General features: G+C 43.2%; 11 protein-coding genes. 5 read left to right on the forward strand and 6 right to left on the reverse strand.

What is annotated here, in order from left to right; translation table 11 throughout:
• The first annotated feature begins 202 nt into the window (after positions 1-202).
• From KQP79_RS00445 to nagB, 3 genes are read left to right on the forward strand one after another with little or no spacing between them, the layout of a single operon-like run.
• Positions 203-1,180, forward strand: coding sequence for a TIGR01212 family radical SAM protein (locus tag KQP79_RS00445; RefSeq protein WP_004305273.1), 978 nt, complete (start codon positions 203-205; stop codon positions 1,178-1,180).
• A gap of 58 nt (positions 1,181-1,238) precedes the next feature.
• Positions 1,239-2,435 carry an FprA family A-type flavoprotein gene (locus KQP79_RS00450; RefSeq protein ID WP_004309431.1) on the forward strand — a complete coding sequence of 399 codons (1,197 nt, stop codon included), beginning with the start codon at positions 1,239-1,241 and terminating at the stop codon, positions 2,433-2,435.
• 48 nt (positions 2,436-2,483) lie between these two features.
• The gene (nagB, locus tag KQP79_RS00455) at positions 2,484-3,296 is read left to right on the forward strand and encodes a glucosamine-6-phosphate deaminase (RefSeq protein WP_004301540.1); all 813 of its coding nucleotides are present in this window, start codon (positions 2,484-2,486) and stop codon (positions 3,294-3,296) included.
• A gap of 102 nt (positions 3,297-3,398) precedes the next feature.
• On the opposite strand, the gene KQP79_RS00460 is transcribed toward nagB, so the two are convergent.
• The 6 genes from KQP79_RS00460 to KQP79_RS00485 all read right to left on the reverse strand — a co-directional run bounded on the left by KQP79_RS00460 (position 3,399) and on the right by KQP79_RS00485 (position 12,358).
• Positions 3,399-5,525: a GDSL-type esterase/lipase family protein gene (locus tag KQP79_RS00460; RefSeq protein WP_022199656.1), complete on the reverse strand. Its 2,127-nt coding sequence runs from the start codon at positions 5,523-5,525 to the stop codon at positions 3,399-3,401.
• 145 nt (positions 5,526-5,670) lie between these two features.
• Positions 5,671-6,285, reverse strand: a complete 615-nt coding sequence (locus KQP79_RS00465; protein ID WP_004301542.1) for an L-threonylcarbamoyladenylate synthase — start codon at positions 6,283-6,285, stop codon at positions 5,671-5,673.
• Between the two features lie 19 nt (positions 6,286-6,304).
• Positions 6,305-8,833 (reverse strand): AsmA-like C-terminal region-containing protein, encoded by a 2,529-nt coding sequence (locus KQP79_RS00470; protein ID WP_004309434.1) that lies wholly within the window; start codon positions 8,831-8,833, stop codon positions 6,305-6,307.
• 365 nt (positions 8,834-9,198) lie between these two features.
• Complete coding sequence (locus KQP79_RS00475) at positions 9,199-11,193, reverse strand: tetratricopeptide repeat protein (protein WP_004309435.1); 1,995 nt, start codon at positions 11,191-11,193, stop codon at positions 9,199-9,201.
• A 2-nt stretch (positions 11,194-11,195) separates the two neighbouring features.
• Positions 11,196-11,981, reverse strand: coding sequence for a Cof-type HAD-IIB family hydrolase (locus KQP79_RS00480; RefSeq protein WP_004301545.1), 786 nt, complete (start codon positions 11,979-11,981; stop codon positions 11,196-11,198).
• A gap of 200 nt (positions 11,982-12,181) precedes the next feature.
• Complete coding sequence (locus KQP79_RS00485) at positions 12,182-12,358, reverse strand: hypothetical protein (protein WP_004309436.1); 177 nt, start codon at positions 12,356-12,358, stop codon at positions 12,182-12,184.
• Positions 12,359-12,660: 302 nt separating this feature from the next.
• Between KQP79_RS00485 and KQP79_RS00490 the strand changes: the two genes are divergently transcribed.
• Both KQP79_RS00490 and KQP79_RS00495 read left to right on the forward strand, forming a co-directional pair.
• The gene (locus tag KQP79_RS00490; RefSeq protein ID WP_004309437.1) at positions 12,661-13,932 is read left to right on the forward strand and encodes a hypothetical protein; all 1,272 of its coding nucleotides are present in this window, start codon (positions 12,661-12,663) and stop codon (positions 13,930-13,932) included.
• A 185-nt stretch (positions 13,933-14,117) separates the two neighbouring features.
• The gene (locus KQP79_RS00495) at positions 14,118-15,290 is read left to right on the forward strand and encodes a MalY/PatB family protein (protein ID WP_004309438.1); all 1,173 of its coding nucleotides are present in this window, start codon (positions 14,118-14,120) and stop codon (positions 15,288-15,290) included.
• Positions 15,291-15,322: the final 32 nt, after the last annotated feature.

The following is a 15,322-nucleotide window of genomic DNA, read 5'->3' on the forward strand; positions in this document are numbered from 1 at the left end:
TTGCACAAGACTTTCACAAGTATCCTCCTGCCAATGCCTAAAATCATAGCAAAGCTAATTAAATAGTTTTTCGAATTGCAATATTTATTAATTTATCTTATGGTATTTATGAAATTTTTAATATATTGAAGAAATTTTGTGCCAACTTTCCGTAACTCGTTGATTTTGCTTATGTTTGTAGGTAAAATAAAGAATGAAGTGAATGAATATGTCTACACAGCTATTATATAATGATTTCCCTACTTTTTTACGGAAATATTTTCCTTACAAAGTACAAAAGATTTCATTGAATGCAGGTTTCACTTGCCCCAATCGTGATGGTACAAAAGGATGGGGTGGATGTACTTACTGCAATAACCAGACTTTTAATCCGGATTATTGTCGGACAGAGAAATCTATTGCAATTCAATTGGAAGAAGGTAAATGCTTTTTTGCCCATAAATATCCGGAAATGAAATATTTGGCCTATTTTCAGGCCTACACCAATACATATGCGGAGTTGGAAGGCTTGAAGCGTAAGTATGAGGAAGCATTGGCGGTGGATGGGGTAGTCGGGCTGGTGATTGGTACGCGTCCCGATTGTATGCCGGAAAGTTTGTTGCGTTATCTGGAAGATTTGAACAAACATACGTTTCTCATGGTAGAATATGGGATCGAAAGCACTTGTGATGAAACCTTAAAACGCATCAATCGGGGGCATACTTATGCAGATACAGTAGAAGCTGTGTGTCAGACAGCGGCCTGTGGTATCCTGACAGGTGGACATATCATCCTCGGACTTCCGGGAGAAACACATGATACAATGGTGGCACATGCCGAAATTCTTTCCGATCTGCCTTTAGCTACACTTAAAATCCATCAGTTACAGTTGATCCGTGGTACGCGAATGGCGCATGAGTATGACGTAACTCCTGCTGGCTTTCATTTGTTTAACGAGGTTGAGGAATATATTGATCTGGTGATTGATTATGTAGAACATCTCCGTCCCGATATGGTTGTGGAACGTTTTGTTTCCCAATCTCCTAAAGATTTATTAATAGCTCCGGACTGGGGATTGAAAAATTATGAATTTGTAGCTCGTTTACAAAAAAGAATGAAAGAAAGAGGTGCTTATCAAGGTAAGAAGTATAGGGATTCGGAAAAAAGGATTATTTTTGCAAACGATAAACTTACCACTTAATAAATAGCTGTTTTGCGGAGTATAGAATAGTGGAAGAAATGTTTAATGGATTTGAAAGATGGAAAGTAAAACAAGAATTAAAGGAAATGTCCACTATGTGGGAGTAAATGACCGTAACAAGCACAGATTTGAAGCGATGTGGCCATTGCCCTATGGAGTTTCATATAACTCTTATCTGATTGATGATGAAATGGTGGCATTGGTAGATACGGTAGATATCTGTTATTTTGAAGTCTACTTGCGTAAAATCAAGCAAGTGATTGGAGAACGTCCCATTAATTATTTGATTATAAATCACATGGAACCGGATCATTCGGGATCTATCCGATTGATTAAACAACATTATCCGGAAATTATTATCGTGGGTAATAAGCAAACATTCGGTATGATTGAAGGTTTCTATGGGGTAACCGGTGAACAATATCTGGTAAAGGACGGTGATTTCCTCGCTTTAGGACGTCACAAACTGCGTTTTTATATGACTCCAATGGTGCATTGGCCGGAAACGATGATGACTTTTGATGAAACGGATGGAGTTCTTTTCTCCGGTGACGGATTCGGATGTTTTGGTACTGTAGATGGCGGATTCCTGGATACCCGGATCAATGTCGATAAGTACTGGGGAGAAATGGTTCGTTACTACTCTAATATCGTTGGTAAATACGGAAGCCCCGTGCAAAGGGCTTTGCAGAAATTAGGTGGACTTCCCATTTCTGCCATTTGTTCTACTCACGGACCTGTATGGACAGAGAATATTGCAAAGGTGATCGGCATATATGATCGTTTGAGTCGTTATGATGCGGATGAAGGTGTTGTTATTGCCTACGGAAGCATGTATGGAAATACAGAGCAGATGGCGGAAGCTATTGCTGAAGAGCTTTCTGCACAGGGGGTTAAGAATATCGTTATGCATAACGTAACAAAGAGTCATCCTTCTTATATCATAGCGGATATTTTCCGTTATAAGGGATTGATTATCGGTTCTCCTACGTATAGTAATCAGATATTTCCGGAGGTGGAAGCGCTGCTTTCAAAGATTCTGCTGCGTGAGGTGAAGGGACGCTATTTGGGTTACTTCGGTTCTTTTGCATGGGCAGGTGCTGCGGTGAAACGTCTGGCGGAGTTTGCTGAAAAGAGTAAATTCGAATTGATCGGTGATCCGGTGGAGATGAAGCAGGCTATGAAAGACCTGACTTATACCCAGTGCGAAAATCTGGCACGTGCCATGGCGGACCGTTTGAAGAAAGATCGTTAAAACAGTGAATGAGATAATTTATTAACTAACCTATAAAATAATCGACTTATGAGACTTATTATTCAGCCGGACTACCAGTCCGTATCTCTGTGGGCTGCACATTACGTTGCCGCTAAAATAAAAGCTGCCAATCCAACCCCCGAGAAACCATTTGTATTGGGCTGTCCCACCGGATCATCTCCTCTGGGCATGTATAAAGCTTTGATCGACCTGAATAAGAAAGGAATCGTTTCCTTCCAGAATGTGGTAACATTCAACATGGACGAATATGTAGGATTGCCGAAAGAACATCCGGAAAGCTATTATTCTTTCATGTGGAATAACTTTTTCGGTCATATCGACATTAAACCCGAGAATACTAATATTCTGAATGGTAACGCTCCGGATCTGGATGCAGAATGTGCACGTTACGAAGAAAAGATCAAGTCATACGGTGGCATCGACCTGTTCATGGGTGGTATTGGTCCTGACGGACATATTGCATTCAACGAACCGGGATCTTCATTGACTTCACGCACTCGTCAGAAAACGTTAACAATGGATACCATCATTGCTAACTCCCGTTTCTTTGATAATGACATCAACAAAGTTCCTAAGACTTCTTTGACAGTGGGAGTAGGTACTGTGCTTTCTGCAAAAGAAGTGATGATTATTGTAAATGGTCATAACAAAGCTCGTGCTTTGTATCATGCGGTAGAAGGTGCTATCACACAGATGTGGACAATCAGTGCATTGCAAATGCATGAAAAGGGTATTATCGTTTGTGATGATGCTGCTACAGCTGAATTGAAAGTGGGTACTTACCGTTACTTCAAAGATATCGAATCTGCTCATTTGGATCCAGAATCATTGATTAAGTAATTTGTGATGAAATAATAGAAATAAGGGCTGCGCACTGAAAATGTGACGCAGCCCTTTTAATTTCTGATACTATTATGTGAAGATTAGATTTTGGATGATTGTCTAACGAGCAAGTATTTTGGCTATTTCTGTTGCTGCTACTTTATATCCTTCACCAGTGAAATGAATGTAATCATTTCCATAAAGTCCGTCTTTCATAGTTCCGTCCGCTTCGGTGAACCATTTGGTGGGATTGATATATTCAACTTTCTCGAATCGGTGATGTTGTAATATGTCATGAATCTTATCACATTGTGTGCGCACTTTACTCTGTTGTTCCTTACCGGATGGAAACAGACCTAAAAGAATGATACGTGATTCGGGGAATTGCTTCCGTACTTCATTGGCTACTGCGATAATTCCTTCAGCCGTGTTTTCAGGACTGTCTTTTCCACTTATCAGATTATTAATTCCAATGGCAATCACTATGTTTTCAGGGTGGCAACTATTGTAGTTATCATAACGGACACGCCAAAGCAGGTTTTGCGTGCGGTCGCCGGATATGCCGGCACTTTCCCAATTATCCTTTCCTATGGCATTGTCCATAGCCTCTTTGCCGGGCTTGTAAGTCACTTCTTTTCTGTTACCTCCCCAACCTTGTGTGATGGAATTTCCCAATAACAACAGTTTTAAATGTTTCCCATTGAGAGTGGCGGTTATGTCTTTTGCTACGCTGTTCCAGTCCGAGTTTTGGGTCCATCCGGCTGCCGAACGGAATTCATTTCCCGGTACAGGATGCACACGCATATTTTCCGCCCTGTTCGTAGCTTTGAGGATGAACTGCACAATAGGCTCGGGATTGTTGAGGGAGTGCGGGTGATGATCCACTCCAGGCTTATGAATAATAGTAATTGGTGCATGCAATTCCTCCATACGTTGTTCGAAAATGGCTGTGTTTTCAGCAACCGACACCACTTGATCAGCATCACCTACCACGTGCAGGATGGGGATTCCAGCTTTTGCCATTGTCGGTGCACAGTCTATCGGATTCTTTTTCCAGTTCAACGCTTCAGCTTCGTTTTTAAAACCGTAAGCATTGAGAAGTTGTTTCGTATCCATGGCGGAACCGGCAGATTTACCTTGTCCCATAGGCCAACTTTTGAAGTCCATTACGGGGGCATCTGCATAAATACATGCCACTTTTTCCGGGTTTTGTGCCGCCCAGTTATAGACAATCAGCCCGCCACGACTCATCCCTTCAAGTGCCACTTTCTTGTTGAATCCGGCTTTCACCATTCGCTTGTAAAAACTATTCCAGCGTTGAACAGCTTTATCCGAGCCATATAAGTCGGCTACATCACAGTAAACAATATGAAAGCCATGTTCCAATAATGCTATGTCAGTCTGTGGCTCATGCCCCCAAAAGCGTGCACGAATCATCCAAGGTTTTCCTATGGCTTCTTTTGCGGGCTCTACTACAAGGCATTTTACTCCCTCATTCTCAAATTCATACCCTTGGTGTCCATGGAAGTTGAATCGTTTGGCATCTTGTATTCCCAGTGATGTCTGCAGCTTTGTTGGAGAAGCTGTTGCTTTTACAGCGAGATATTTATATATCTTTTGGGCCATGACTCCTGCTCCGATAGAAGAGGGGTGCAGTTTGTCCGGTAGCATAACCGAATCCCACTGGTCGCCGAAGAGATTAAACAGATTGATAATTTCCAGTTGATTTTTCCAGGCCAATTCTTCCACCGTGGGGCGTACCTCGTTTTCTATCAGTTGTGCATTGATTTCCGAACCCTCCGGCAGGAAACAACGGATAGGAGTCAGGAGAATAATACGTGGATGTGATTTCAGATTCTGGTATGTGTCAATTAATGTCTGGTAATTGTCTTTGAATTCGTTTTTGTATTTCCAGTTTTGCGGTTTGGTATCGTTAGTACCTAATTTGATTAATACAATATCGGGCTGATATTCCAGAGATGCTTTGTAGGTATCTGTTTCGGAATATGGGTAATCTCCTTTAGACAATATAGTTCGACCAGAGGCTCCGAAGTTTTTGACCTCATACCCATCTCCCAGATAAGCTTGAAGTTGTGCCGGATAGCAGTTCATTTCCCGGTTGGGGATGAATGTTCCATAAGTAATACTGTTTCCTATGCACGCTACCCGTATGGGTTCACTTGCAAATGATTGGATAGTAATGAATAGACATACAAGAAAGATGCCGATGTGATTTAATTTTTTCATGATGAATATGATGATTTTGGTTTGTTGGGGGGATAACCAATCGTTGTTTTGCTGTGTATAAACGAACTGGCATGCTACTAATAATAAAACTTATTTATTCACGTTCCTATCATATAGCATACCAGTTCGATTCATTTTTCGGCTTTTATACCTCTTCCAGCCAGCCTTTCCCTTGCCGGATGATTTCCAGTTCGTCGTCGGTACATTTCACTACAGTGGAAGGTTCTATACCTCCGATACCTCCGTCAATGACCAGATCGACAATGTCACCGAACTTCTCATCTATCAGTTCGGGATCTGTCATATATTCCAAGTCCTCATGCTCTTCGTAAGGCAGAGTGGTCGTCATAATGGGAGCATCCAGCAGGCGTGCGATTTCGCGGATTATATTATTATCCGGCATACGGATACCCACTTCTTTCCGGTTGCGGAAGATTTTGGGTAACCGGTTGGTTCCGTTCAAAATAAAGGTGAATGGCCCCGGAAGATTATGCTTCATCAGCTTGAATATATTATTGTCTACTTTCGCATATTCGCTGATGCTACTCAAGTCATAACAGATGATAGACAGATTGTTCTTTCTAGGGTCTATCTCTTTGATCCGGCATATCCGTTCTATAGCACGTTCCTTCAAACCATGACAGCCGATGGCGTACATCGTATCAGTGGGATAGATAATCAGTCCGCCGTCATTCAGGATGTCGATGATTCGTTGTAAATCCTGCGGGTTATTATTTTTGTCATATAGCTTCAGAAGCATAATTCATTCTCCTTCTCTCTTATTTGAGTTTCTTTTTTAAGAAATCCAGTGCCTTTTCTGCTGCTTTCTCTGTCACCTTTTGTTTGATTGAATCCTTATTGGCGGTAGCGGCAGAGTCCAGTCCCAGTTTCTGTCCGAGTTTGCTGATAGCTTCATCGGCTACAGCCTCGACAGCTTGATTGGCCATGCTTTTAGTATCGACGCTGACTTTCGGAGAGGTAAATGAACCTCCGATCTTCAAGTCAAGAGTCATTAGTTTAGAGATATTGCCTACAGATGCCGGCAACTTCACTTTTCCGGAGTAGTCGATGGTTTGATCGAGGCCTGTGCTACCGGAAAGATTCAATGTGTAGTCTCCCATCTTGATATCGAACGGTTTGGTTTCTACGCGTCCGTCTTTGATGGTGAAATCCAGTGTCATATCTTTCACCTTCATGTCTTTCAGACTTGGCTGTTTAACGGCATCGGCTATTTCGTCGATTGCTTTCACTCCGCTTAAACTAAGATCACGGGTGGAAAGGCTACCATCACCTTGCATTGTATTCAGTACAGGGCTCATGGTTGCATCCAAATCTGTCAGTACATTAATACTTCCGGAGAAATTACCTTTCAGGTTTTCGAAGATAGGAGCCATCTTCTGCACCATGTCCAATTCTTTGTAAGCTTGTGCGAAACCGATATTGGAGAGTTTGAATCCGGCTTTCATTTCCGGCTTCTTTACGTTGGCAGTGGAGTAGTAGCCGTTCATGACCACGTTGCCACCCATGGTATTCATGGAGAGGTTTTTCATATCCACTTTGCCATCTTTTACCACAAGCTTGCCGTTCATATTATTGAAAGACATCTTATCGAATAACACCTGTTTCAGGTTAGCGTCCATTTGGAAGTCGATGTTGCGGGGAACTTCCATAATACCCGTGGCAGCTGTAGCTACGGAGTCGGTAGACGCAGTTTCTGATGCAGTCGCTTCATCCGCAGAAGCAGCCATGAAGTCGTTCAGATTGAAATAGTTGGAACGAATATTCAGGTTTCCTTTCAATGTAGTACCTTTCAATGCGTAACCGATATAGTTTTCAAACCGACTGTCGGCTGTGATATCATTCTTTCCGATGTTGACGGTTGTCTCGCTCAACTGGAGGTATTTCGGGGTGAAAGTGAAGAGAGACTTCTTGATTTCTACGTCCGGCATATCTTTCATTTTGAGTTTCATACCCGTCAGTCCGATAGTACCTGAAGCTTGCATACGTTCGTATTCCTCTTTTTCGATATAGGAAAGGCGTCCTGACATTTGCATATCGGCGTCAATGGTACCGTTCAACTCCATATCTCCAAGTGGATAGACTTGTTTTATCATACCTAAATTGAGAATCCCTTTAGCTTCAGCTTTAAAGTCCGGATCGCTGATCGGTGTTTTTACATTAGCCGTCAGGCTAAACGGATTTCCGGCAAGACGGAAACTGAAAGGATTGATATTGACCGTCGTCAGGTCGATATTTCCTCCCGGGTTCTGGACGTTGGCACTGATATTGATTTGATCCACTCCTGCCGGTAAAGCCGGATAGCGGAACATGGCATTCTTGACTTGCATATCAATGTTGAATGCAGGAACGGTGTCGCCTTGCAAGATACCTTTGGCCGTTGCAGTAAGCGTAGCGGTTCCGTCTGTTTTCAGACTGGAGAATTCCGTTGCATAAATGGCTGGAATCAGTGACAAGATTTCCTTAAACCCGATATCGTTCGTGTTAAGTTTCAAGTCTATGTCGATAGCCGGATCTTTCAAGGCTACCCAACCGTCGATACCTGCCTGAATGGCGTTGAGGCGGATGGTGTTGTCTTTTAATGTGTATTTGTTATTGGCAAGGTCGGCATCCACATCCATTGTTGCGGAGATATTGGCATTGGCCAGGAAAGGGATTCCATTCATCTTGTAAGTAAGTGATTTGGTTTCCGCTTCCAACTTCAGAGTAGTGCGGTCACTTCCTAAGTCTCCGGCGCAGACTGCGTTAAAGTCGCGGATATCAGCATACATCTTTCCTTGTTGATCGTCATAAATCAGGTTCATGTTTTTGATAACAAAGCGTTGTAGCTTCACTTTGAAAGGAGAAGATGCTTCTTCTTCTGAAACAGGAGCTTCGGCTGTTGCTGTTGTATCCGGTTTCATAATATCCCAGTTGGCACGTCCGTCCGGCAATACAATGGCATGTAACCGTGTATCTTCAATGAATATTTTAGAAATATCGTAACCGCTATCTCCGAAAAGAGAGAATAAGTTGACTGCGGCAGTAACTTCTCCGGCCTGTACAAGGGTGTCGTTGGCAAATTCACCAGTACCTTTTAACCAGAAATCCTCGAGAGTGACAGAAGCCTGTGGAAAGTTACGGAACAGGCTAATGTTAAGGTTCTTAAAGTCAAATTGTGCATTAAGCATCTTGTTGCCTTCTGTTTTTACAATGTCGGCTATCTTTCCCTGGAAGGCGAAAGGAAGAAGGAACATCAGAATGATGATGACTCCTACTGTGATAGCTGCGATTTTCAAACCTTTTTTCATTTGCTTCTATTTTAAGAGTTTGAGATATTACAAAGAGCAAAACTAATAAAAGTTTTTGATATAGAGGGAGAATCAGTTCCTTTTCTTTCGTCTTGATACGAAAGAAAAGGAACCAAAAAGAAAGAATCAAGGCTACGTTTTTCCGACTACTCCGGTGTTTCCTCCGGCTAAAGGGCAGAAACTCGCTACGCTCAAACAGTTTGCCCTTTTTAACGCCGGAGAAACCACCTGCGCTTGACGTCGGAAAAACGAGGCCGGGAGGCCATGCGGGGGCACTGTTTGATGGAGATATTGTGTGTAGGATGATTTTTATGTAAGTGTGTAGATGACAAAGATGGATAGGTGCGGAGGTCGGGAAGAATAGGCTATTTTTTCTTTCTAAGTTCTTCTGCAATTCTCCATTGTAAGGCGGCTTCTCCTTCTTTCCCGACTTTCAACAGAGCGTCTCCGAAGAGTTCGTGTGCACCGGCATGTTCCGGTTTCAGGCTGGTGGCCTTGTCCAGGTCGGCAATGGCACCTTCTGTGTTTTCTGTTTTTAGCCGGAGCTTTCCGCGGTTATAGACAGCTTTAAAGTTTGCCGGATAGAGGGTGACTGCAATGTTGAAGCAGTTTTCAGCATCGAAATACTCTTTGTTGTTGAAGAGAGTGATTCCTTTGCGTATCCAGGCATCCACATAATTAGGGTCGAGACTAAGTGCCTTGTCGTAGTTGGCGAGGGCGGCACGTGAGTCGTGTGCCTGGGTGATACATTCGTTACCCATTAATAGATATTCGTGAGCATATTGGCGGAGGCGTTCCTGCTGTTCGCGCATTTGCTCTTTGAGTTTCTTATTCTGCTCTTTCAAGGTGTTTATGACACCGAGTTTACGTCGGATAAAACGGCGGGGAACAGGTTTCTCAATATCATAGCGGGAATGAATGGCGCGGAAAAACTGTTCCAGACATTCCTCCATGTCTCCTTTGTCGAAAGCGCGTGAAGCAGCAGCGTATTGCACGTCGGCCTGCGCTTGTTTCAGAGCTTTGTCGATAGCCTGCCGGTCGTTGAAACGTCCGGCAAAGTTTACGATTTCGGGGCGGACGAAGACGTCAGCACGGTTAATAGGCTTTTTGAGCTGAATACCGTCCAGTGAGGTACAGCGGCTTAGTGCCACGTATGCTTGTCCACCTGCAAATACACCACCTGTGAAGTCGATGACTACACGGCTGAAAGTCAGTCCCTGACTCTTATGGACAGTGATGGCCCAAGCTAACCGAATGGGATATTGTGTGAAGCTACCTAAGACTTCTTCTTCTATTTCTTTTGTCTTTTCGTTGTAGCGATAACGGATATTGCGCCATGATTCACGCTTTACGTCACATTCTTTTCCATTGTCGGTGATAACGTAGATGGTTTCTTCTTCCTCATCAATTCCGGCAATGACACCAATGGTACCGTTTACCCACCTGCGGTCGAAATCATTTTTAATAAAGATGATTTGTGCACCGGGTTTCAGTACGAGCTCTTGTGAGGTGGGTAGACTGCTTTCGGGGAAATCTCCTTCGATGACTCCTTCAAAAGTAATTGGGTCTCCGGGAAGTTCCGCCAGTTTCTTTTCGTTGATAGAGTCTACCGTGTCTCTACGGGTGGCCAGAGTGATATACATATCAGCTTCCGATTCTTCTATCTGGCTTCCATAACGGGTGTTCAGTAGTTGCAGATCAGCCGCTCCGGCTGTATTGTTCCGGATATGGTCGAGGACGCCGACAAAAACGGGGTCTGTTTGGCGGTATACCTTTTGAAGTTCGATGGATACCAGGTCTATCTGGCCGAATACTCTGGCAGAGAAAAAATAGGGTGTAGGATAGAAGCGGTTCAATATTTCCCGTTCGTCGTTTTTTACGACGGGCTCCAGTTGGAATACGTCGCCTACCAATAACAGTTGTTTTCCTCCGAAAGGTTCACGCAGATTGTGAGAGTATACACGTAGGATTCGGTCGATGGCATCAATGATATCCGCCCTTACCATTGAAATCTCGTCGATGATGACCAGTTCTATTTGTTCCAACAGCTTCCGATGAGGCTTGGTGTATTTGAAAAATTCATGGATACGACCACGCTGGAGACTCAAGTTCGGGTCATCCGGCAGCAGCGGATAGAAAGGGAGTTTGAAGAAACTATGCATCGTACTTCCTCCGGCATTGATAGCAGCGATGCCTGTCGGGGCGAGTACAACGTGTTTCTTTTTGGTATTTTCGCAGACGTAACGCAGGAATGTAGATTTCCCTGTACCCGCTTTCCCGGTCAGGAAAACCGATTGACGCGTATATTGAATCAGGTTCAGGGCGTCCTGAAACGCTGCGTTATTGGTGTCTACGCTCATAATCAGATAATACCAAAATGCTTCATTGCCTTGCTGATGCCATCCTCGTCGATGGGAGCTGTCACATAATCGGCAGCGGCTTTCACATCCTCTTTGGCTTGTCCCATGGCTACTCCGATGGCTGCATGGCGGAGCATGCTGATGTCATTTCCTCCGTCTCCGAAAGCCATGGTATCTTCGAGTTTAATATCAAAATAGCGGATTATTTCATCAATGCCCTTTTGCTTGGTGTCTCCTTTGGCGGTCACATCGGCAAATGCAGGATACCATCGGCCTATCTCGCAGGTAGGAATAGACGGACGGATTTCTTTTTCTTCCTCTTCCGTGATAAAGGGTGTCATTTGGATGACTTCCTTACTGGTTGCCTCCTCGAAAGATACAGTCGGAATCACATTCACGTGCAGGAAATCATAGAATATCTTTTTCACCATGTCATTGGGCTGGCAAACGGAAATGTTGTGTTCCTCTACAAAGATACAGGGAACGCCTTTTTTCTCGCAGAAATCTCCCATCGCTTTTACTTCGTCCTGGGGGATGGCACTTTTATAGATTACCTGTTCCCCGACAAAGCAGTAAGCCCCGTTCATGGTGATATATCCATCAATCAGATTCCGGTCTTGCAATTCGGAGAGGTTGTTGATAATGGCTTTCGGACGTCCCGTAGCGATAAATATCTTCAGTCCTTTTGCACGGGCGGCTTCCAGTGCCTCAATGGTAGACGACGGGATGCGGTGAGTTTCAAAACTGACCAATGTTCCGTCTATATCAAAAAATAATGCTTTCGTCATAAATTCTTTTTTGAATGGAGTACAAAAGTACTATTTTTCTATGTAAATAGCAATTAGGAGATTTCTCTTATGCTTTTTTTAAATCTCTACTCTTATCGATAGGAACACAATTATTTAAAAGTGCCTAATAAAATGATTAATTATAATAGGTTCCTTTATTCTTTTGACTAAAAAAGTTTCCCAAGCATGGCATCAAGTCTTTATTCTTCTAACGAATTCTCCTTATACTTCTCTCCATAGAGTTGCTGGTACTCCTTTTGGAAACGGTCATAAACACTTTGTGCATACGCTTTTTGTCCAAGTTTCTTGAGTGCTTTTATTTTGAAAGTCAATGCCGTTTCGCTCATTCCGTCAAACGAGAAAAGCACGTCGGACAATACGATAACCTTTCTGGGTTCATTATTCGCTTCTACGATAGGAAGCAGTTTCTCGATGATCCGGATGAAAAGTTCGTCATGGTTAATTTTGATATTGCCAAACCATTCGTAATCTACAAAAGTAGGCAGTAAGGTGCCTCGTTGCAGCAGGCCGATAAATCAGAATCCTAATTATTAATGGGATGGCAATTATGCTTCTTTCTGTTTTAATAAGACGGGATATTGCAGAACTTGATAAAACTAACAGTCTGTCCGGATATTCCCTTGGGGGGATTTAATCGGGCTTTAAAAATCTTGAATCAATGAAACAAATAAAATATTTATCCTTTATCCCTTTTCTAGCTCTTCTCTGCTTGATGACGGGATGTGAAAATGACAAAGATGTGTATTACCCTTATGTCAATGTTCCGCTTACTACGCACAATCCGGTGCTCGTTGAGGGAGAAGTCCTGCATATCGGTATTGGTTTGGACGGTGTGAATTATCGTGTAGAGAGTGATAATGAGGATGTGGTGACTGCCGAGGTGGTCGGCAACGAGATACTGTTGACAGGCGGTGACATAGGTAGCACCATCGTTCGCCTTTCGGATGATAGCTACAATCGTGTTCTCATGACGGTTGAAGTACGTAAACTTCAGGAACTGACACTCGAATCGTTCCCGGAGGGAGTGGAAGTATTGCGTCTGGATAATGACGGCGTTATTCTTCGTGAAATGAAAATCCTGACCGGTAATGGCGGTTATACAGTAACCAATTCTGCTCCTGAAGCCATCAGTGCTGAAATTGTGGAAGACCCCGACGTAACAGGAGGATATAAACTGATACTTGGCGGTAAAGCAAATGTCGATCAGGCAACGATTACTGTGACAGATTCCCGAAACAAGTCAGCTACTCTTAAAGTGCGGGTGACGAATCCGATTCGTCCTGTTCTGTTTGATAAAGAGGGGACTCTTGAGGGAGAATATGTGTACGAGGGTACGCCTCAACAGATTTCTTTCAATATTACTTCCGGTAATGGCGGCTATACCGTTAAATCTCTGAATGAAGGGGTAGCTACTGTGGCAATCTCCGGCACTACAGTAACTGTTACTGTGGTAGGTGACGGTGGTACAACTATTACTGTGACCGACCAGGAAAAGGAAAGCCGTTCCATAGATTTATGGGTACCGCTCAATCTTGACGACCCGACGCCACGTATTTATTGGGATGGTTATCGTGCCGATATTAACACGGTCGGAGTTTCCAGTACCGGATCTTATGCAACGCCAAAAGATATGTACTGGTATCAACAAAACGGTGAAGTGAAAGATACATATTATGTCTACTTTAACGGTGGTTGGGCAAACAATTTAAATAGTGTGAATGCTGCCAACCGTAATCCGAAGTTTGAAACGACTATCAATGACACTAAGACTTCGTATACAGACAAAGCAGCCTCTGCCGTTAAACTGACCGAGTTTATTTTGGAAAAACGTATCGGTACAGGTCCGACGAGCCATCCGCATATCTATTTCATCTCTTTAAAAACAGAAGATGGTAAGCGTGGATTTATAGTGCATCGTTGGAATGAATAATAAAGACAAATAGGTTCTTAGTTTTTTTTTCAGGGTATGAATATGAGGGTCGGATGCTGTATTGCTCCGGCCCTCTATGTTTTGATAGAGCATACAAAATTAGAGGCTGCCTTTCGGTAATACCACGAAAACAACTATCTTTGCTAACTGTTTATTATACACATAACCTAACAATATTATGCAGTATGAACTATAATTTTGATGAAATAATAAACCGTCATGGTACAGATTCCGTAAAATGGGATGCAGTAGAGAATCGTTGGGGACGCAATGACCTGATTCCAATGTGGGTAGCTGATATGGATTTCCGCACAGCTCCTTTTGTCATAGAGGCTTTGAAAAAACGCCTGGAGCATGAAGTACTCGGATATACATTTGCTTGCAAAGAATGGTCGGAGTCTATTATTAACTGGGTGAAGGAGCGCCATGGTTGGGTGATTCGTGAAGAGATGTTGACTTTCACTCCCGGTATTGTTCGCGGCTTGGCTTTTGTGATCCACTGCTTTACGCAAAAAGGAGATAAGATAATGGTAATGCCCCCTGTTTATCATCCTTTCTTTTTAGTCACTCAAAAGAATGAACGTGAAGTGGTATTCAGCCCGTTAGTCCTGAAAGATGAACAATATTATATTGATTTCAACCGCTTCCGTCAAGATATTCAAGGATGCAAATTGCTTATTCTAAGCAACCCTCATAACCCGGGTGGACGTGTATGGACCAAAGAGGAACTGTCTCAGATAGCCGACATCTGCTATGAAAGCGGCACATTGGTTATCTCTGACGAGATTCATGCTGACTTAACCCTGCCTCCATACAAACATCCTACCTTTGCTTTGATTTCAGAGAAGGCACGGATGAACTCTCTTGTCTTTATGTCTCCCAGCAAGGCATTCAACATGCCGGGATTGGCTAGTTCTTATGCAATTATTGAGAATGACGAACTTCGTCACCGTTTCCAGACATATATGGAAGCAAGCGAGTTTAGCGAAGGACATCTCTTTGCTTATTTAAGTGTAGCAGCTGCTTACAGTCATGGTACAGAATGGCTGGACCAAGTGGTAGCATATATTAAAGGAAATGTGGATTTCACTGAAACGTATTTGAAAGAACATATTCCTGCTATCAAGATGATCCGTCCGCAAGCCTCTTACTTGATCTTTCTGGATTGCCGCGCATTGGGACTCAATCAGGAAGAACTGAACCGTCTTTTTGTAGAAGATGCTCATCTGGCGCTGAATGATGGAACAACATTCGGTAAGGAAGGCGAGGGATTTATGCGGTTGAACGTTGCTTGTCCACGTGCTACGCTGGAAAAAGCATTGAAACAGTTGGAGCAGGCTGTAATGGATTTAAAATAGTCTTTTAAGTCCATTACCCGGTTCGGAAATAA

Source organism: Bacteroides sp. DH3716P (assembly GCF_025914115.1).
GTDB lineage: Bacteria > Bacteroidota > Bacteroidia > Bacteroidales > Bacteroidaceae > Bacteroides > Bacteroides ovatus.

Coding starts and splice junctions, on each gene's coding strand:
- KQP79_RS00490 (WP_004309437.1), top strand. CDS start 12,661: ATGAAACAAATAAAATATTTATCCTTTATCCCTTTTCTAGCTCTTCTC.
- nagB (WP_004301540.1), top strand. CDS start 2,484: ATGAGACTTATTATTCAGCCGGACTACCAGTCCGTATCTCTGTGGGCT.
- KQP79_RS00465 (WP_004301542.1), bottom strand. CDS start 6,285: ATGCTTCTGAAGCTATATGACAAAAATAATAACCCGCAGGATTTACAA.
- KQP79_RS00470 (WP_004309434.1), bottom strand. CDS start 8,833: ATGAAAAAAGGTTTGAAAATCGCAGCTATCACAGTAGGAGTCATCATC.
- KQP79_RS00495 (WP_004309438.1), top strand. CDS start 14,118: ATGAACTATAATTTTGATGAAATAATAAACCGTCATGGTACAGATTCC.
- KQP79_RS00445 (WP_004305273.1), top strand. CDS start 203: ATGAATATGTCTACACAGCTATTATATAATGATTTCCCTACTTTTTTA.
- KQP79_RS00450 (WP_004309431.1), top strand. CDS start 1,239: ATGGAAAGTAAAACAAGAATTAAAGGAAATGTCCACTATGTGGGAGTA.
- KQP79_RS00480 (WP_004301545.1), bottom strand. CDS start 11,981: ATGACGAAAGCATTATTTTTTGATATAGACGGAACATTGGTCAGTTTT.
- KQP79_RS00460 (WP_022199656.1), bottom strand. CDS start 5,525: ATGAAAAAATTAAATCACATCGGCATCTTTCTTGTATGTCTATTCATT.
- KQP79_RS00475 (WP_004309435.1), bottom strand. CDS start 11,193: ATGAGCGTAGACACCAATAACGCAGCGTTTCAGGACGCCCTGAACCTG.